Here is an 18,027-nt window from a genome sequence, read left to right as displayed (position 1 = left end):
TCATGCCCCGCCTGATGCCGAACACCGGACCGCAGCGCGCCCTCGCGGCATCGAACTTCATCTACACCGTCGGCAGCGGCCTCTACCTCACCGCCGGAGTGCTGTATTTCACCGAGGCGGTTCACCTTCCGGCAGGCCAGGTGGGGCTCGGGCTCGGCATCGCCGGTCTTCTCGCGCTGGCCCTGGGCGTCGCGGTCGGTCATCTGGCCGACCGGCATGGAGCACGCGGTATCCACGCGGCCACCCTGGTCGTCCAGGCGCTGGCCACGGCCTGCTTCGTCCTGATCGACAGCTTTTGGCCGTTCGTCCTCGCCGTCTGCGCCGCCGCCGCGGCGAAGGCGGCCGGAATAGCCGCCCGCTCCCCGCTCATCAGGCACTACGGAGGAGACCGGCCGCAGGAGTTCAGGGCCTACCTCCGTGCGGTGACCAACGTCGGCATCTCCCTCGGTGCCGTGCTGGCAGGCTGGGTCGTCCAGGTAGGCACGCTCACCGCCTATCAGCTCATGGTCGTCGGCAACGCGGTCGCCTTCGTGCTCTCCGCGGTGATCCTGGTCGTTCTGCCGCCCGTCACGCCGTTCCCCACCGCTGGCGGTCCTCGCTGGATCGCCCTGCGGGACCGCCCCTACCTCGTGCTGACCGCCCTCGACGGCATCATGGCCATCCAGTTCAAGGTGCTCACCGTGGCCATCCCGCTCTGGATCGTCGGTGCCACCACCGCCCCGCACTGGCTCATCTCGGCCACCATGCTCACCGGCACCCTCATCGTCGTCACCTTCCAGGTGCGGGCCAGCCGTAACGTCGATTCCCCCGCCGCCGGCGCAAACGCCTACCGCCGGGCAGGCGTGGCTTTCCTCATCGCCTGCTCACTGATCTCACTGTCCGCAGGCATACCGACGTGGGCCGCCGCAATCCTGCTCATTACTGCCGTGGTGATCCACACGATCGGCGAACTATGGCACTCCGCCGCGGGCTTCGAGACCTCCTTCGCTCTCGCCCCGCAGCACGCCACCGGCCAGTACCTGGGCGTATTCGGCCTCGGCGCCGGCCTCGCCGAAGCCCTCGGACCGGGACTGCTCATCACAATGTGCATCACCTGGGGCCGCCCCGGTTGGTATGTCGCGGGAGCCATGTTCGCGCTGACAGGCCTGGCAGCACCACCCGCTGTCCGCTGGGCACAACGCCATCAGCACGCTCTGCAGACGCAGCTTGCGCCCACAGAAAAGGCGTCAACCGCCTGATCGCCCCACCCTCCGGAGCCGCCTCACGACGCCTGATCTTCACGAATTACCCGCGAACCGGGGCCAGTTGGAGTCGCCACTGGTCCACTTTTCAGCCGTGACCGACAAGCGAGACGTATCTGAGAGCGAGAGCCGCTCCGCCTGCCGCCTCAGTACTGTGTCTTCGCATGACCGACACCGAGATCGAGATCACCGCAGATCTGGTCCGCGACCTGCTGCAGGAGCAACATCCAGACCTTGCAGGGCTGGCCATCCGCGAGGTGGTGGGCGGCTGGGGCAACCAAATGTGGCGTCTCGGGGACGAGTTGGCCGTGCGCATGCAGCGCATGGACCCCACCCCGGAGCTCCAGCTCAAGGAGCGGCGGTGGCTACCTGTGCTGGCTCCGCGCCTGCCGCTCCCGGTGCCGACTCCGGTGCGGTTCGGCGAACCGTCCGAGCGTTTCCCCAAGCACTGGACCGTGATGACGTGGGTTCCTGGCGAGCCGCTGGACCACGGCTCGATCAGCCGCGGCGACCACGCGGCCGACACGCTGGCGGGTTTCCTGCGGGCGCTCCATGTGGAGGCGCCTGCCGAGGCTCCGATCGCTACCGACCGCGGTGACCATCCGAGGAACTGCACGGACGGCTTCGAGAACTTCTTCCAGGCCGTTGCCCCCGAGGACATCGCCGCCGATGTCCGGGCCGTCTGGGATGACGCGGTTGCGGCCCGGGCGTGGGAGGGCCCGCGGGTGTGGGTGCATGGCGACCTCCATCCCGCGAACGTCGTTGTCTCGGACGGGACGCTCTCGGGCATCGTCGACTTCGGCGCCATGTTCGCCGGCGATCCGGCGTGGGACCTCGCCGCCGCATGGGTCCTGCTACCCATGGGCACGGCCTCACGGTTCTTCGACATGTACGCGTATGCGGACGAGGAGGCGATCCGACGCGCCCGCGGGCTGGCCGCTATGAAGAGCCTCTTCCTGATGCTCATGGGGCAGAACGGAGATCGGGGTCTTCCCGGCGGCAAGCCGCACTGGGGACCTGCAGGCCGGGCGGCACTTGATCGTGTTCTGAAGGGCGTTTGACGCACGCTTCTTTGAATGTGTCATCGATCTTGGTTGAGGGGCATGCGGCCTCCCATCTTCGTGGGTTCATCGATCACCACGCAGCCGCCGGCGCGCCAGGGTGGCCCCGCTCAGCAGCATCAACCCCGCGCCGATGAGCAGGGCCGCGGTCAGGCCGAGCCACTGCACCAGTGCGCCCCACAGCGGAGCCGCCACCGCCTGGCCGCCCTGGAGACCAGCAGGTGGACGGCGAGTCCACGGGCTCGCACCCAGCCGGGCAGCCGCGTCCGCACCGCCGCGTCGAGCGTGGACAGGACACCGATCCAGGCCGGCCCCGCGGGCAGCAGGACGACCACCGCCACCCGGGTGACGTGCACGGTGGCGAGAGCCACCAGGACAACGGCGGCCAGCATGCCGTTGACGCCCAACCGCCCGCGAAGCCCCCCCGCACCGACCCCGACCGCGGCCAGCAGCAGACCGTAGCCCCCGGCCCCCAGACCGAGGGAGTCGGCAGCGATCAGCGGAAGCAGTGACCAGCCCCGTGCCCGAGCAGCAGCCACTGCGCCCCGACCGTCTGCATCCACGTACCGGTGTTGGACACGAACTGTGCGATCCACAGGGCCCGGAAGACCGGAGCGGCAAGCGGGGCCCAGGCCGAAGCGGAACGGACGTGACTCGATGAGCCGACACTCATGCTGCTCCCGGGCCGGGGACGACTCACGCGTTCTCGTACGACTACGACCTCTGCTCGTCTGTCAGAAGCAGCCGTCCAGCGGGTCGAGCGCACCGCTGAGCTGCGGCACGTGGTCGAAGTCGCCACGGCGCTCGCGCCAGTCGCGCTGCTCCTCCGACTCGGCGGCGGCCTCGACGAAGGCACGGGCCTGCCGTGCTCCCGAGCGCTCGTCGCGCACGAAGCCGCCGAAGCGGGCCACCGGGCTCCAGGCCGGGCTGATCTCCGGGAGCGGGGCTGCCGCACCCTCGTAGTCCCCGGCCGCGTACACGACCTTGCCGCCCGCCACAGTCAGCAGGGCCTCGATCCGGTCGATGTCCTCGTCGGCGACGGAGAAGAAGTCGGCGGACAGCACGACCAGGTCGCCGTACTTGCCCTCCGTGATGGTGCCCTTCACGTCGGCCTCACCGGTGAGCTCGGCCCCCGCCCGGGTGTACATCTCCAGTGCGGTGGCCCGGTCGACACGGTTCTCGGCCGGGTAGAGGAGGGTGTCGCCGATGGTGCGGCCGGTGACCAGCCAGGACAGCGACAGCCAGGGGTTGTAGCTGGAGACGCGGGTGGCGTCGGTGCCGGCCGCGACCAGCAGGCCCGTCTCGCGCATCGCGCGGATAGGCGGAGCGGTCGCGGCGCGCTCGGCACCGTACCGCTCGACGAACGCCTTGCCCTGGAACATCATCCGGTTCTGCACGGAGATCGCCCCGCCGAGCGCCTTGATCCGGTCCAGGCTCTCCTGGCTGACGGTCTCGGCGTGGTCGAACAGCCAGCGGGTGCCGGCCGGAAAGCCTCCGTCGGCGGCGATCTTCTCGAAGACGTCGAGGTCCTGACGGATCGTCTCGTCGTAGGTGGCGTGCAGGCGGAAGCCCCAGCCGTTGTCCAGCAGCAGCCGGGCCGCCGCCTCCAGGTCGGCACTGGCGCGGGCGGTCAGCTCGGGGCGCGGCTCGGCGAAGTTCTCGAAGTCGGCCGGGGACCAGGCGAGGTTCTCGCCGGCGCCGTTGCAGCGCAGCCACTCGTCGCCGTCGCCCGGCTTCACCATGCCGATCCAGCGGCGCAGGTCGTCCACTTCCTGCCCGGCGGTCTGCGGGAAGAGGTGGTAGGCGATGCGGACGGTCAGCTCACCGCGTTCGGCGAGCTCGGTGACGGCCGCGTAGTTGTCGGGGAAGTTCTGGAAGCCGCCGGCGGCGTCGATGGCGCTGGTGATGCCGAAGCGGTTCAGTTCGCGCAGGTAGTGGCGGGTGGACCCGAGCTGATCCTCGGCGCCGAGGATCGGGCCCTTGGCGAGGGTGGAGTAGAGCAGTCCGGCGGCGGGGGCGGCCAGCAGGACGCCGGTCGGGTTGCCCGCGAAGTCACGGACGATCTCACCCCCGGGCGGGTTCGGGGTGTCGCGGGTGAAGCCGACGGCTTCGAGGGCGGCCCGGTTGAGGATCGCCGACTGGTACAGGTGCAGGACGAAGACCGGGGTGTCGGGGGCGGCGGCGTTCAGCTCGGCGACGGTCGGCAGCCGCTTCTCCGCGAACTGCTCCCCCGTCCAGCCGCCGACCACCCGCACCCACTGCCCCTTCGGGGTCCGCTCGGCCTGCTCGCGCAGCATCCGCAGGGCTGTACGCAGCGACCGTACGCCGTCCCAGCGCAGCTCCAGCAGGTAGTTGAGGCCGCCTCGGATGACGTGCAGGTGGGAGTCGTTGAGGCCGGGGATCACGCGCCGGCCGAGGGCGTCCACGACACGGGTGCCGGGACCTATGCGGGGCGCGACGGTGGCGTCGTCTCCCACGGCCGTGAAGACCCCGTCGGTGATGGCCACGGCCGAGGCGGTGGGACGGGCGGGGTCGCCGGTGTGGATGCGGCCGTTGCGGACGACGAGCTGGGCGGGACTCCGGACGCCCTCGTGCGGGCGGACACCGCCCACAGGCATGGTGCTGGACATATGGGGCTCCTTGGCTTCCTGAGCGAAGCGGAAGATGGGTCGTCGCGCGACATCTCGAAGCTAGGTCTGGCACCATGAATCGGTCCAACACATGGTTTTGCTGGAATCGATCGGCAGGAGAGATCGGATGGACCTTCGGCACCTGAGGTACTTCCTCGCCGTCGCCGAGACGCGCAACTTCACCCAGGCCGCCGCGAACTGCTACGTCGCCCAGTCCGCCCTGAGCCAGCAGGTCGCCCGCCTGGAGAAGGAGGTCGGCTCCCAGCTGTTCAGCCGCACCAGCCGTTCCGTCCGCCTGACGGCCGCGGGCGAGCTCCTCGAACCCCTCGCCCGGCGCATCCTCACCGACGTCGACAACGCCCGGGCCGCCCTCGACGCCCTCTCCGGGCTGCGGCGCGGGCGGTTGCGCCTGGGGCTCATCCAGACGCGTGCCTCCCTGGTCGACCTGGTCGAGGTGATGGCCGACTACCACGCCCGGTATCCCGGCATCGACTTCCACGTGACCAACGCGCCCAGCTCCGAGATGGCCGCGGCAGTCCTCACCGGCGACCTCGACATCGCCGTCGTCGGCCTCACCCCGCACCAGATCCCCGACGGCCTCGACCACCGCGTCCTCGCCGACGACCCGCTCGTCCTGATCGTGCCCGCCGACCACGCCCTGGCCGACCGCGAGGTGATCGGCCTGGCCGACCTGCCGGACACTCACCAGCTCATCCAGTTCACCAAGGGCACAGGGCTGCGCCGCCAGGTCGAGTCCGCCTTCGCCCGCGCCGGGGTGGGCCCCGGACAGCACTTCCAGGTCGGCCAGATCTACGACATGATCCGGTTGGCCGCGCGGGGCATCGGCGTAACGGTCGTACCCCGCTCCACGGTCTTCGGCCCCGGCTCCCTCCTGGGCCAGAACCCCGGCGACATCCTGCCGTACGGCGCCCGCGCGCTCCGCCTGACGGACGCGGCAGCGACACACACCATCTGCGTGGTGCACGACAGCAAGCGGCTGGCGCCGGCCGCCGCAGCATTCCTCGACGTGGTCGCAGGGCACGCCGTGAAGGAGTAATCGGTACGACCGATCGCTGCATCCGCATCCATATGTTGGACGGAACGATCGCTCGGCAGGAGGCTGGAGACCGGTTCCCGAAAGGAGAACCAACCACTCCCCTTGCGATTCGGAGCACCACCATGCCTGCCGCACTACGGGAAGCCTGGACCACGCTCGTCCCCGACATGGGCGACCGCCACGGCCCGCTCCCTCCGCTCATGCTCGCGCTGACCGTGGTGACCGGCCTCGTGGACGCGTTCAGCTATCTGGTCCTCGGCCACGTCTTCGTCGCCAACATGACCGGCAACGTCGTCTTCTCCGGCTTCGCCCTCGCCGGCGCACCCGGCTTCTCCCTGGCCGCCTCGCTCGCGGCACTCGCCGCGTTCGCCGCGGGCGCCCTGCTCGGCGGCCGCCTGGCCCACGGCGCCCGCGCCCACCGCGGCCGGGTCCTGCATCTGGCCCTCCTGCTGGAGACCGCCCTGATGCTGGCGGCGTACGTCATCGCCGAGGCCACCGCCACGCCGTACACGGGCACCGCGCGCTACGCCCTGATCGCGCTCCTCGGCCTTGCCATGGGCGTCCAGAACGCCGCCGCCCGGGCCCTGGCCGTACCCGACCTGACCACGACCGTCCTGACGCTCACCATCACCGGAGTCGCCGCGGACAGCCGCCTCGCGGGCGGTAAGGGCGGCAAGGCGGGCCGCCGTTCGGTCTCGGCGGCGGCGATGTTCACCGGCGGCCTGGTCGGAGCGATCGCCGTCCTGCACAGCAGCCCGGCCCTGCCCCTGCTGTTCGCGGCCGTGCTCCTGACGGCGGCCACGATCACCACGTTCGCCCTGACCCGCTCCGACGCCACCTGGACGAACCCGCTATGACCGTCACCAGGCGCGCGGAACGACCGACCAGCAACCGCACGCTCCACTCCGCCCTGCTCGAACTCGCCCTCACCGCACTCATGATGTTCGTCGTGACCACCACGGTCCGCTGGCTGATGGGCACCCTCGACGTGAGTGCGGGCGGCTGGTGGAACACCCCCGAAGGCCGACTCCTCGTGGTCGCGCCCCTCTCCGGCTACACCGTCACCGCCGTCATGCTCTCGCCCTGGGGCCGGGTGACCGGCGGCCACGTCAACCCGGCCATCACCCTCGCGATGTGGCGCTACGGCCGCACACCCGGCCGTGACGTCGTCCCCTTCATCGCCAGTCAACTGGCCGGCTCGGTGCTGGGCGTCGCGCTCGGCCGACTGGCCTGGGGATCGGTGATCGCCGCCCCGGCCGTGAACCACGCCGTGATCCGACCGGCCCCCGGGTGGTCCTGGGCCGCCGTGGCCGCGATCGAGGCGGCGACGATGTTCGTCATCGTCGCCATCGTGGGGATCGGCATGACCAGCACCCGCCTGGGCCCCCTGCTGCCCTGGGCGGTCGGCACCATGATCGCCACCCAGATCATCGCCTTCGGCACCCTCACCGGCGGAGTCGCCAACCCCGCCCGGGAGTTCGGACCGGCCCTGCTCTCCGGTTCCCTCTCACTCCTGCCTGTCTATCTGCTGGCCCCTCTCGTCGGAGCCTTGGCAGCGACGGTCGCGATCAGGGGCGTCGCCACACACCGACCCAACACGCGGCGACGAGCCCACCCCTGACACTCCGTCAGTTGGACACCGTGTGCGGCTTCCGGGCGGCGGAGGGCCTGCCCGGCGAACTGCGCCGGCACACCGTGGCCGGACCGCGCTGACGGACGTCCTGACCGGCCAGGCCGGCCGGCCCGCGACATCGACGAGCTGGGCCCGGAGCTCCAGCCGTACGCCGCCGACCTCCAGCCCGTCTCCCAGGCGCTCGGACTGATCCCCGCCCTGTCGGCGTGTTCGTCGGGACGCCGCTGTTCGCGGGCGACCTGGAGAACGGCACCGCCAAGCTGGTCGCTGACCAGTCCGTCAGCCGCCCCCGGTGGCTGGCCATCAAGGTCCACGCCGTGGAGAACAGGCAGGACAGGGGTCGACGGCGGACGCCATCGAGGACGCTGTGAGCGGTGACGGACAAACCGGCTCAGGGCGACACCGCCCACGACGAGGCGGCTCCCCGCTGGGAGGAGACCGCACGCCGCGTGAGCAACGCCCACTCGGGCGAATTCCTGTCGGCGGGCGCCAGGAGGGCCGCCGTGCAGGACCGGACCCGTGCGGCGTGACGAGTACCTGGCAGCGCCTGGGGGTGGACGGCGTGCTCCGCGTCCGGTCGGCTCGAAGCGGGCGCCTGCCTCGACAGCATGGGCGAGACGATGTGCGTCTCTCCCCCGTGCCGGGTGAACCGGCCCCCGCAGATGACCTGCCGCGCGGTGGGCGGCAGTTCGGCAGCTCACCCAGTTCCTCCCGCTCGGCGCGGCAGGCACCACAGTGCTCCGGGTGCTCCTCCAGCACCAAGCGATCCGTGTCGTCCAGAGCGCCGAACAGCCCCGGGGCAAGATCATGGCGAGCGGGTACGCAATCCACGCAGGCCCTCCCGTAATGGGTGTGTCGTCGCGCGACACGACTGCGGCGGCCACCCCATTGAGCAGAGGCCGGCACGGGGTCGTCGTAGGTGATCCGTGAAGGCTTTGACGACGTTGAACGCGTCGCTCTCCGTCCGTTCGCGCCACCGAAGCCACCTCTCGGGCCGGAGGGGTCTCGAAGACCCTGGTGAACCAGGCAAGCCTGACCACCGTTGAAGGCGTGAGGAACCCCGACTGGAGAGTGAGCAAGTGAGCGCGAAAAAGAGGCTCGGTGCTCTGCTGGGCACAGCACTGCAGAGCATCGGCTGGAACGCCGGCTCGGTCAGCTTCGTCTACCCGAACGGTTCCCCCGAGAAGCAACTCTGGGCCACCATCTGACGCCTCGCCCGGTATCTCCGCCAACCGTTCACCGGCGTCCGCCGCAGTAGGCCCGGGCGACCCTGCCCACCAAGAAAGTCCAGGATGCTGATCCAGATACTGGCGGCCATCGCGCTGCTGCTTTTCGTCATCGGTGTCGTCGTCGACGCGCGGCGCTTCTCCAACGCCGTGCTGCTCGGCATCTTCGTCGTGCTGATGGCGGCGGCCCACGGGCGGGACCTCCTGGCCCTTCACCGCGGTCTGGCCGGCGCCGGTCTGCCCAGCCCTGTCCCGGAAGGGCTGGGCCTGCTGCTGGTCTGCGGCCTGCTGATCGGCAACGGTCTGCGGATGGTACGCAAGGAGGGGAGCCGTCCCGCCAACCTCTTGACGCTGATGGCGGGCCTCGGACTGCTGTCCCTTCTGCTGCTGACGGTGGTGGCGCTCGTGGCCCAGCTGCGCTCGCTGGCCGTCGCGGTCGTGATCGCAGTGCTGTTCACCTGCTACTTCGGCTTCCTGTTCGTCTGCTTCACCGTCTACGGCTACGCCTACAGCCGCCTGACCGTGCCGTCCGGCCTCGACTACATCGTCGTCCTCGGCTCCGGTCTGATCGGCGGTGACCGGGTGCCGCCGTTGCTCGCGAGCCGACTGGACCGGGCACATGCCCTCTTCGACGCCCAGGTGGCCCGGGGCGGACGGCCCGTGCTGATCACGTCCGGCGGGCAGGGTCCCGACGAAGCAGTTCCCGAGGCGCATGCGATGGCCGACTATCTGTCAGCACGCGGCGTACCGGCCGAGAGCCTGCTGCGGGAGGCGGAGTCCGCCACCACCGAGGAGAACCTCCGCAACAGCAAGGCACTCATGGACGAGCGCGGCGGCGGCTACCGCTGCGCGATCGTCACCAACGACTTCCACGCCTTCCGGGCCGCCATCATCGCGCGGGGGATGGGCGTCGACGGCCATGTCCTCGGCTCCCCCACGGCCTCGTACTTCCGTCCCAGCGCGACCATGCGGGAGTTCGTCGCCGTCGTCCTGCACCACCGGTGGATCCACCTCGCGACCTGTCTGTTCCTGGCCCTCGCCTGCTGGGGGATCCTCTTGTGACGGTGCCGGTGCCGGTCCCCCGGTGCCGTCTCCACGACGGGCGGCCGCGATGCCCGGTGCATCGCAGCCGCCCGTCGTCATGACGTCCGCCGCCCTGCCCCGGGTCGCCCCCCTGCTCCGCGCACAGCTTGGCCGGAGCGCGCGGCCTGTTCCGCGTCCCACGCACCGTTCCAAGCCGGGGGCATTTCCGCAGGTGAGGAGCCGCTTCAGCATTCCACCGTCCCGGATGGTCGGTGAGCTTCACCAGTGGGACAAGAGGCGCCGCAGGCTGATCACATCGGAGTCGCCGCATCGCCGACAGCCAGGCACCCGCAGGCCGACGCCCCTCATTCAGGGAGAGACACCATGAGCACCCAGCAGGCGATCGTCCTCGTCGGCGAGCGAGCCGACGAAGCGGCTGAGGACGCCGAACGGTTCGTCCGCGAGCTGTACGCCGAGCACGGGACGGCTCTGCTGGCCTATGCGGCCCGACGCCTGGACGACGACTGGCACCGTGCCCAGGATCTCGTGCAGGAAGCCGCCGTACGGGCCTGGCAGCACGGTCCCTCGCTCGCCCTCTCGTCGGAGGGGATCCGTCCGTGGCTGTTCCGGGTCCTGCGGAACCTGGTGATCGACGAGCACCGCGCGCGAGCCGTGCGCCCGAACGTCCCCCATCAGCTGGACGACGTGGTCATCCCGGTCGGTGATGACACGGACCGCGTACTGACCGCCCACGTGGTGCGGGAAGCACTGGCGGACCTCACCGAACAGCAGCGCGAGGTCCTGCACGGCATGTACTTCCAGGGCCACAGCGTGAACCACGTCTCGCGGCTCCTGGGCATCCCGCCCGGCACGGTGAAGTCCCGCACCTACTACGCGATGCGTGCCCTCAAGCGCGCTCTGACCACCCGCGGTGTCCTCCGCTGAAGTGCCCACGGTGCCGGATTCCGCCGGCCGTACCGCTTCGCCGAGCTCGGTGAGCGGGCCGCGCGCGGCGACCCGGGGGACGAGCCGGCCCTCGGCGAGCAGGGCGAAGACCTGGGCCAGGTCAGCGTGCTGCCTGGCGCGGAGGGTGTCGAGCCCGCGTCGGCCGGCCCAGATGCGACGCCGCGCTTCAAGCACCCCGGCCGCGCCTGGGCGATCGCTGGAACCCGCAGGTCAGAGCCCCTTTGCAGCAGGCTCCAAAATGGCCACGCACTCCACGTGGTGCGTCATCGGAAAGATGTCGCGAGGGACGATGCCGGGAGAACACGCAGGTCAGATCGGTTTTCCCCGCTACCAAACCGGGCCGAGATGCACCCAGAGCGTCAAACGAGCGTCACGGCCACGGTCCACTCTTCGGCAGCCTGCCGCCGCGCCTGCGCCCGGAGGTGACGATGCCGTCGATCGCGATCATCGCGAATCCCAACCGGCCGCAGAGGTAGTCGATTTCCACATGGCGCCGGTCTCGCCGAGGGCGTCGCCGGACGCGCCATAGGTCCAGAGGATAGCGGCGGAGGTCACACCGCAGGACGACACCAGATCTACAGACCCTAGATGCGCGACGACCCGGGACAAGGAGCGTCCGCTTCGCCCTAGTTGATGAAGCAATTGTCGTGAAGGTGACACGAATCACTAGAATTTACTGTGGATACCTGTCCGAGTTCTGTGACTTTACGATCATTCATGATCTTTACCTGTTGCATACCTTCACTTTGACATCACACGGGTGATGTCGCTGTGAAGCATGAAAGGTCGGAATGATGACGGCTCACAGACCCACGCCTCGACGGCGCGGGCGGCCTCGGCACAGGGGGATCGTTCGCTGGACGGCGGGGGGCGCGGCCCTCACGATGGCCATCACCCTGCTGGACGTGACGAGTTCGGTGGCGGCCCCGCCGTCGCGAACTGCGGAGGCTCCGAAGAAGGAGACGGCGACACAAGCGGCCGACATACCCTCGGCCCGTGTCACGGCCAGGTTGTCCGGCAGGCGGGTCGAGGCGCTCTCGGAACGCACCGAGGAGTCCACGACCTGGGCGAACAGAGACGGCAGCCTGACGACCGAACTCGCAGCGGGGCCTGTCCGGTTCGAGCGGGACGGCAAGTGGGTCGACGTCGATGTGCGGCTGCGGGAATCCGGCTCGGGTGTGGAACCGCTCGCCCACCCGGAGGGACTCCGTCTCGCGGGCAGGACGGGTGCACCGGCGAAGTCACTGAAGGCGGCCCGTCAGGCAAAGGCCACCGACCTGGTGACGCTCGGCGAGGGCGACCAGCAGATCACCCTTCAGTGGAAGAGCGGGCTGCCGAAGCCGAGGCTGGAGGGGACCAGGGCAGAGTACGTCAACGCCGTACCCGACGCTGATGTGGTCGTCGAGGCCACCCGTACCGGCTTCGAGCAGTACGTCGAGATCAAGAAGCGGCCCGGCACGGGCGCCTACTCGTACACGCTGCCGCTGAAGGCCAGGGGCTGAAGGCCAAGCAACTGCCGGACGGCAGCGTGCAGTTCACCGACCGGAAGAACAAGCGGCGGGCCGTCATGCCGGCTCCCGTGATGTGGGACGCGTCCGTCGACAAGCGGTCGGGCGAGCACACGAACCGGGCCAAGGTCGGCCTGAAGGTCGTGCAGAAAGGTTCTTCCGTCGCCCTGCTGGTCACCCCGGACGCGGAGTTCCTCGCCGACCCCGGCACCACGTATCCCGTCACCGTCGATCCGTCCACGTCCTCGCTGAGCAACGTCTTCGACACGTACGTGCAGCAGGGTGAGACCGTCGACTGGTCCACGGACACCGAGCTGGACCTTGGCAACCCGGGCACGACCAACGCCAACGGCACGGCGCGCACCGCTCGGTCCTTCATCTCCTGGAACACCACGCCGGTCCAGAACGCGCTGGTCCTGGACGCCAAGCTGAGCCTGTGGAACTTCCATTCGGGGAACACGGACTGCAAGGCGTATCCGTGGGAGGTGTGGTCCTCCGGAGCGGCCTCCACGTCGTCCCGCTGGACCGCACAACCGTCCTGGACCGCGAAGAAAACCACCTCCTCCGAGACCCGGGGCAACGCGGCCTGCACCTCGGCGCCCGACGGCTGGATCAACGCCGATGTGACGACGCTCGTGCAGGAGTGGGCGTCGGCCAGTGCCACACGCGGTCACATGGGCCTGCGGGCCTCCAGTGAGAGCGTGCTGGCGCAGTGGAAGCGGATCAACTCCGCCAACGCGGCGTCCAATCCGCCGAAGCTGGTGGTCAACTACAACTACCGGCCGCGGACCGGCACCAAGCAGGAGGCCGGTCCGCCGTACTTCTCCTACAGCGGCGCCTACACGGTCAACACCGTCACGCCCACGCTGCGTGACACCTTCGTAGACGCCGACGCTGACAAGGTCAACGGCACTTTCCAGATCTTCGACAGCGCCACCGACACTCAGGTCGGCGACGTCATGGTGTCGAAGTACGTGCCGTCGGGGCAGGTCGCCTCGGTGACGGTGCCGTCCGGGGTACTGGCCGAAGGCAAGACGTACAAGTTCCGTACGTCGCCCTACGATGGGACGCACTACAACACCGGTTGGTCGGCGTGGAAGACGTTCACGGTCGACACCAAGGCCCCGGCCGCTCCCGCCAAGGTCGTCTCAACCGACTACCCGCCAGACAAGTGGAGCAAGGGTGCTGGGCAGGCCGGTGTCTTCACGATCACGCCCCCGGCCGCGGACCACAACTGGCTGGAGTGGTCGCTCGACGGCGTGACCTGGACCAAGGTCGCCACCGGAGGAGCGACCGGGAACAAGACCGTCTCCATCACCCCGTCCGACAACGGCCCGCAGTCGCTGCTGGTCCGTGCCGTCGACAAGGCTGACAACCGGTCCTCGACGGTCGAGTACACGTTCAACGTGGGAGCCGGGGGCTTTCTTCGTCCCGCCTCCGGGGAACGGACCGCACGCCGCCTCACCCTCGAAGCCGAGACCGACGGCGGCAAGTACAACGCGGCCTCCTTCTCCTGGCGGCGTTCCGCGGCGGACCCCTGGCAGCCCGTCCCCGCCGCGCACGTGACACTGGACGGCGCCGCCCTCACGCAGTGGCCGGTGACGCTGACGAACGGCAAGAACGCGCCGCTGGCGTGGAACGCGTCGGCCACAGTGGCACCTGACGGAAGCGTCGAACTCAAGGCCGACTTCACCGGCCCCAACGGCGCGACAGGCAGCACGGATCCGATCACGGTGGTGGTGGACCGCAACGCCGACAACGCGGCGAGCGAGGACATCGGCCCTGGGTCGGTCAACCTGCTCACCGGAGACTTCACCCTCGCCGAGGAGGACGCCTCCTACTTCGACCTCTCCGTGTCCCGTACCGCCTTCTCACGCCGCCCGGAGGCCGGCACACAGCAGGAGGACCAGGCCGCGATCTTCGGGCCGCAGTGGGTGTCGGGCTTCGAGGCGCAGTTGAACGAGTCGGACTACACACGCCTGGAGAAGATCTCCGACACAGCCATCAGCGTCGTACTTGCCGACGCCAGCCCGATCCACTTCACGGCGAACGCCGCGCGGACCGGCTGGACACCCGAACCCGGCGCCGAGGAGATGGTGCTGAAGGGAAGCGTCACCGGCGCCTTCACCCTCTCGGACAGCTCGGGCACGGTGACGGAGTTCACCAGGGCCGACCCGACGTCGTCCGCATGGCAGGTCAGCAGCACCCTGATCGACGGACTGGCCAACTCGGTCACCTCGGTCATGTCGGAGACCGTCAAGGTCGGCGACAAGGAGCTGGCCCGGCCCACCCGGATCATCGCCCCCACTTCCGCCGCCACCGCGTCCGCCTGCGCGGCCGACCCGTCGACCAAGGGCTGCCGTCTGCTGGAGTACGTGTACGCCCCCACCACGAAGGCCACTTCGTCGGCATTCGGTGACTTCGCCGGACAGGTACGCGAGATCCGTCTCTGGGCCACCGAACCCGAAGCCGCCACCGCCACGTCCAGGATCGTCCAGACCTATGAGTACGACGACGCGGGCCGGCTCCGCCGCGCCTGGAACCCGCAGATCACCCCACCCCTGGTGACCGAGTACTCCTACGACTCGGCAGGACGGATCATCTCACTGACTCCGCCCGGTGAGCTGCCCTGGACCTTCGCCTACGGCAAGGCGGGCAACGAACCCGCGGCGGTCGAGGGGATGCTGCTCAGGGTCTCCCGCGCCGGACTGAAGCAGGGCGCGGCCGACATCACCGAGGGCACAGCGACCACCAGCGTCGTCTACGACGTTCCCCTTTCCGGGTCCGCCGCGCCCCATCAGATGAACGCCGCCTCGGTCGGAACGTGGGGACAGCGCGACATCCCCGCCGACGCCGCCGCCGTCTTCCCCGCCGACTCGGTACCCGCTTCGCACTCCGGATCGGCTCTGGCGCAGTCCGACTACCGGCGCGCCACCGTCCATTACCTCAATGTGTCGGGGCAGCGGACGAACACCGCCGAGCCCGGCGGCCGGATCGACAGCACCGACTACGACCGGTTCGGCAACACCGTACGTGTCCTGTCGGCCGCGAACCGGGAGACGGCTCTCGCTCTAACAGCGGACAACAAGGACGCCCTCGCCGAGCTGGGGCTGAGCGGACTGCCCAGCGCCGAGCGGGCTGAGCTGCTGTCCACCCGTTCGGTGTACGACGACACGGGTACCAGGGAACTCGAAAAGTTCGGGCCGCTGGGCCGTGTGGACCTAGCCAAGGACCTGAAGTCGGGCAGCACCACCCTCGTGGCGGCGGATTCCTCCGTCATCGCCCGCAGCTGGACCAGCACGCGCTACGACGAGGGCCGTCCCACGGACGCCGGCGTGAGCACCAGCAACCAGGTCACCAGCACCACGCAAGGCGCACAGGTCCGCGAGCACCCAGACATCGTCGCCGACGCCGAGTTGACCACCGTGGACTACGACTGGACGAAGGGCCTTCCGACAAAGGTCGTGCAGGATCCGGGCGGGCTCGCCATCACGACCACTACCGAATACGACAGCCAGGGCCGTGTGACCAAGCAGGGCGCACCGGGTACCTCGGGCACCGACGCAGGAACACAGGTCAGCGCCTACTGGTCCGCAAGCGGCACCGGGACCTGCGCCGGGCGACCCGAATGGGCCGACCTGCTGTGCACCAGCGGCCCGGCCGGTGACATCACCGGCGGCGGCAACAACCCTGCCCAACTGCCCACGATGACCGCCGAATACGACCGCTGGGGCAACACGGCCAAGACGGCCGAGAAGGCCGGAACGACGACCCGCACCATCACCCGCGGCCACGACGCGGCCGGCCGGCCGACCACCGTGACCGTCACCGGCGGCATCGGAGCGGACGTCCCCGCGACCACAACGGCCTACGACCCAGCCACAGGCCGAGCGACCAAGACCAGCGCGCCGACCGGCGGCACCATCACCCGCGCCTACGACCGGCTGGGCCGGGAGATCTCCTACACCGACGCGGACGGAGGGACCACCACAACCACCTACGACCTCCTCGACCGTACGGTCAGCGTCAGTAACAGCGTGCCCAGCACGATCACATACACCTACGACACCGCAGCGGACGCACGAGGACTCGCCACCAAGGCCACGGACTCGATCGCAGGCGACTTCTCCGCCACCTACGACGCGGACGGTGCAGTCTCATCCGAAAAGCTGCCCGGCGGATACACACTGAAGCAGGCCAAGGACGCCACAGGCGCCGTCACAGACCGCACCTACACCAGGGACAGTGACGGAACCGCCGTCTACAGCGACGCCGTCACCTCCACGATCCAGGGCCGAACCTCCTCACACGTGGGCTGGTCTCACCAGCGCTACGGCTACGACGCCGCCGGACGCCTGACCCGCGTCGAGGACACCAGCGACAACACCTGTGCACTGCGCACCTACACCCTGGACAAGCGCTCCAACCGCACAGGCACCGCGAGCGCCTCGGCCGAAACCGGGCTCACCTGCCCCACCAGTGCGGGAAGCACCACCGCCCGCGCCTTCGACACCGCGGACCGAATCGCCGACTCGGGCTACACCTACGACGCGTTCGGCCGCACCACCACCCTGCCGGGCTCGGCTCTCGCCTACTACACCAACGACCTGGCCCGCCAGCAGACCGCCGGTACCCGGCGCCAGACCTGGCAGCTCGACGCAGCCCTGCGCTCCCGCTCCTGGACCATCGAGACGAACAGCGCCGGCACCTGGACCCAGACGTCCGCCAAGACCAACCACTACAGCGGCGACTCCGACGACCCCAGCTGGATCGTGGAGAACACCGCGCAGGGAACGGTCACCCGAAACGTCACCTCCGCGACCGGCGTATTCAGCGCCACCACGAGCAAGACCGGTGACACGGTCCTGCAGCTCTCCAACATCCACGGAGACATCGCCCTGCAACTGCCGCTCGACACCGCCGTCGCACCCACGGTTCTCGACAACGACGAGAACGGCGCGCCCCGCGCGAACAAGGCCGCAGCACGCTACGGCTGGTTCGGAGGCAAGCAGCGCTCTAGCGAGACCCTCACCGGACTCGTCCTCATGGGCGCACGCCTCTACGATCCGAGCACCTCGCGCTTCCTGCAGACCGACCCGGTCTTCGGCGGCAACTGCAACGCCTACGATTTCGTCTGCGCGGACCCGGTGAACGGAACCGACCTCGACGGCCGGTGCGGCGCCTGGGGAAATCCGTTCAAGAAGTGCGACAAATGGCGCATCATCATGTGGTCGCGCTCTCCCGGAAGCCACTGGAAGACCATCCGCGAGGGCAGCACGTCCAACGTCACGGTGAACGGGGTCAAGTACGGCAAGTTCGGCCTCCGGCACATCAAGGACAAGCATGTCGGGAGCGGAAAGCGATCCGCCTGGCGTTCCAGCTCCACCATGCTCAGCGACCTCAAGAAGACACTCATCTCCGGCAAATGGAGGAACGCCTGGGGTGGCGTCTACAACGGCAAGTACGACATCACGTACTCCTACTGGACCGGCTGCGGATGCCGCGGGAAGAAGAAGTACACCGTCACGGCTCACTACCGCACCACTGCCGCACCGGACGGAAAGCCGCTCGGCGTGACAACCGCCTACTGAGCTTGTTCCGCTTTGACGGACACCATCGGTGTGGTGGTCAGGCTGCGAGCGCGGTCTCATACTCGGCGGGACTGCGATAGCCGAGGCTGCT

Annotated in this window: 13 protein-coding genes and 1 pseudogene; 11 read left to right on the top strand and 3 right to left on the bottom strand. The window is 69.3% G+C overall.

Going from position 1 to position 18,027, the window contains the following annotated elements; all coding sequences use genetic code 11:
• The first annotated feature begins 2 nt into the window (after positions 1 to 2).
• Together ACI2L1_RS39840 and ACI2L1_RS39835 are read left to right on the top strand one after the other, a co-directional pair.
• Complete coding sequence (locus tag ACI2L1_RS39840) at positions 3 to 1,238, top strand: MFS transporter (RefSeq protein ID WP_404744348.1); 1,236 nt, start codon at positions 3 to 5, stop codon at positions 1,236 to 1,238.
• 167 nt (positions 1,239 to 1,405) lie between these two features.
• Complete coding sequence (locus ACI2L1_RS39835) at positions 1,406 to 2,302, top strand: aminoglycoside phosphotransferase family protein (protein ID WP_404744347.1); 897 nt, start codon at positions 1,406 to 1,408, stop codon at positions 2,300 to 2,302.
• A 149-nt stretch (positions 2,303 to 2,451) separates the two neighbouring features.
• Here the strand turns inward: ACI2L1_RS39835 and ACI2L1_RS39830 are convergent, their stop codons facing one another.
• From ACI2L1_RS39830 to ACI2L1_RS39820, 3 genes are all read right to left on the bottom strand, one after another.
• Positions 2,452 to 2,841 (bottom strand): MFS transporter, encoded by a 390-nt coding sequence (locus ACI2L1_RS39830; protein WP_404744346.1) that lies wholly within the window; start codon positions 2,839 to 2,841, stop codon positions 2,452 to 2,454.
• Entirely contained in the window at positions 2,799 to 2,975 is a 177-nt protein-coding gene (locus tag ACI2L1_RS39825; protein WP_404744345.1) for an MFS transporter, read from the bottom strand. The genes ACI2L1_RS39830 and ACI2L1_RS39825 overlap by 43 nt, the downstream gene beginning before the upstream one ends.
• A gap of 61 nt (positions 2,976 to 3,036) precedes the next feature.
• Positions 3,037 to 4,932: an amidohydrolase gene (locus tag ACI2L1_RS39820; protein WP_404744344.1), complete on the bottom strand. Its 1,896-nt coding sequence runs from the start codon at positions 4,930 to 4,932 to the stop codon at positions 3,037 to 3,039.
• A 127-nt stretch (positions 4,933 to 5,059) separates the two neighbouring features.
• On the opposite strand from ACI2L1_RS39820, the gene ACI2L1_RS39815 reads away from it, so the two are divergent.
• The 9 genes and pseudogenes from ACI2L1_RS39815 (at position 5,060) to ACI2L1_RS39775 (ending at position 17,936) form a co-directional block, all read left to right on the top strand.
• On the top strand, positions 5,060 to 5,989 hold the full coding sequence (locus ACI2L1_RS39815; protein WP_404744343.1) for a LysR family transcriptional regulator: 930 nt from the start codon (positions 5,060 to 5,062) through the stop codon (positions 5,987 to 5,989).
• A gap of 122 nt (positions 5,990 to 6,111) precedes the next feature.
• Entirely contained in the window at positions 6,112 to 6,846 is a 735-nt protein-coding gene (locus tag ACI2L1_RS39810) for a YoaK family protein (RefSeq protein ID WP_404744342.1), read from the top strand.
• On the top strand, positions 6,843 to 7,610 hold the full coding sequence (locus ACI2L1_RS39805) for an MIP/aquaporin family protein (RefSeq protein ID WP_404744341.1): 768 nt from the start codon (positions 6,843 to 6,845) through the stop codon (positions 7,608 to 7,610). Before ACI2L1_RS39810 ends, ACI2L1_RS39805 begins: the two co-directional genes overlap by 4 nt.
• A 218-nt stretch (positions 7,611 to 7,828) precedes the next feature.
• Positions 7,829 to 7,993: a hypothetical protein gene (locus ACI2L1_RS39800; RefSeq protein WP_404744340.1), complete on the top strand. Its 165-nt coding sequence runs from the start codon at positions 7,829 to 7,831 to the stop codon at positions 7,991 to 7,993.
• 3 nt (positions 7,994 to 7,996) lie between these two features.
• On the top strand, positions 7,997 to 8,152 hold the full coding sequence (locus tag ACI2L1_RS39795) for a hypothetical protein (RefSeq protein WP_404744339.1): 156 nt from the start codon (positions 7,997 to 7,999) through the stop codon (positions 8,150 to 8,152).
• 549 nt (positions 8,153 to 8,701) lie between these two features.
• Complete coding sequence (locus ACI2L1_RS39790) at positions 8,702 to 8,830, top strand: hypothetical protein (RefSeq protein WP_404744338.1); 129 nt, start codon at positions 8,702 to 8,704, stop codon at positions 8,828 to 8,830.
• Positions 8,831 to 8,914: 84 nt separating this feature from the next.
• The gene (locus ACI2L1_RS39785) at positions 8,915 to 9,910 is read left to right on the top strand and encodes a YdcF family protein (RefSeq protein ID WP_404744337.1); all 996 of its coding nucleotides are present in this window, start codon (positions 8,915 to 8,917) and stop codon (positions 9,908 to 9,910) included.
• A gap of 345 nt (positions 9,911 to 10,255) precedes the next feature.
• Positions 10,256 to 10,816: a sigma-70 family RNA polymerase sigma factor gene (locus tag ACI2L1_RS39780; protein WP_404744336.1), complete on the top strand. Its 561-nt coding sequence runs from the start codon at positions 10,256 to 10,258 to the stop codon at positions 10,814 to 10,816.
• A 905-nt stretch (positions 10,817 to 11,721) separates the two neighbouring features.
• Positions 11,722 to 17,936, top strand: a pseudogene (locus ACI2L1_RS39775) (DNRLRE domain-containing protein).
• The last annotated feature ends 91 nt before the right edge of the window (positions 17,937 to 18,027 follow it).

This window comes from Streptomyces sp. NPDC019531 (genome assembly GCF_044903305.1).
In the GTDB taxonomy this organism is placed as follows: domain Bacteria; phylum Actinomycetota; class Actinomycetes; order Streptomycetales; family Streptomycetaceae; genus Streptomyces.
Note: the sequence above shows the minus strand (reverse complement) of the source record. Positions and strands in the feature narration are given on the sequence as shown.

Bases quoted from the DNA above. Each gene is read 5' to 3' on its own strand.
- ACI2L1_RS39815 (WP_404744343.1), top strand. From the start codon at position 5,060: ATGGACCTTCGGCACCTGAGGTACTTCCTCGCCGTCGCCGAGACGCGC.
- ACI2L1_RS39805 (WP_404744341.1), top strand. From the start codon at position 6,843: ATGACCGTCACCAGGCGCGCGGAACGACCGACCAGCAACCGCACGCTC.
- ACI2L1_RS39785 (WP_404744337.1), top strand. From the start codon at position 8,915: ATGCTGATCCAGATACTGGCGGCCATCGCGCTGCTGCTTTTCGTCATC.
- ACI2L1_RS39810 (WP_404744342.1), top strand. From the start codon at position 6,112: ATGCCTGCCGCACTACGGGAAGCCTGGACCACGCTCGTCCCCGACATG.
- ACI2L1_RS39840 (WP_404744348.1), top strand. From the start codon at position 3: ATGCCCCGCCTGATGCCGAACACCGGACCGCAGCGCGCCCTCGCGGCA.
- ACI2L1_RS39820 (WP_404744344.1), bottom strand. From the start codon at position 4,932: ATGTCCAGCACCATGCCTGTGGGCGGTGTCCGCCCGCACGAGGGCGTC.
- ACI2L1_RS39825 (WP_404744345.1), bottom strand. From the start codon at position 2,975: ATGAGTGTCGGCTCATCGAGTCACGTCCGTTCCGCTTCGGCCTGGGCC.
- ACI2L1_RS39780 (WP_404744336.1), top strand. From the start codon at position 10,256: ATGAGCACCCAGCAGGCGATCGTCCTCGTCGGCGAGCGAGCCGACGAA.
- ACI2L1_RS39835 (WP_404744347.1), top strand. From the start codon at position 1,406: ATGACCGACACCGAGATCGAGATCACCGCAGATCTGGTCCGCGACCTG.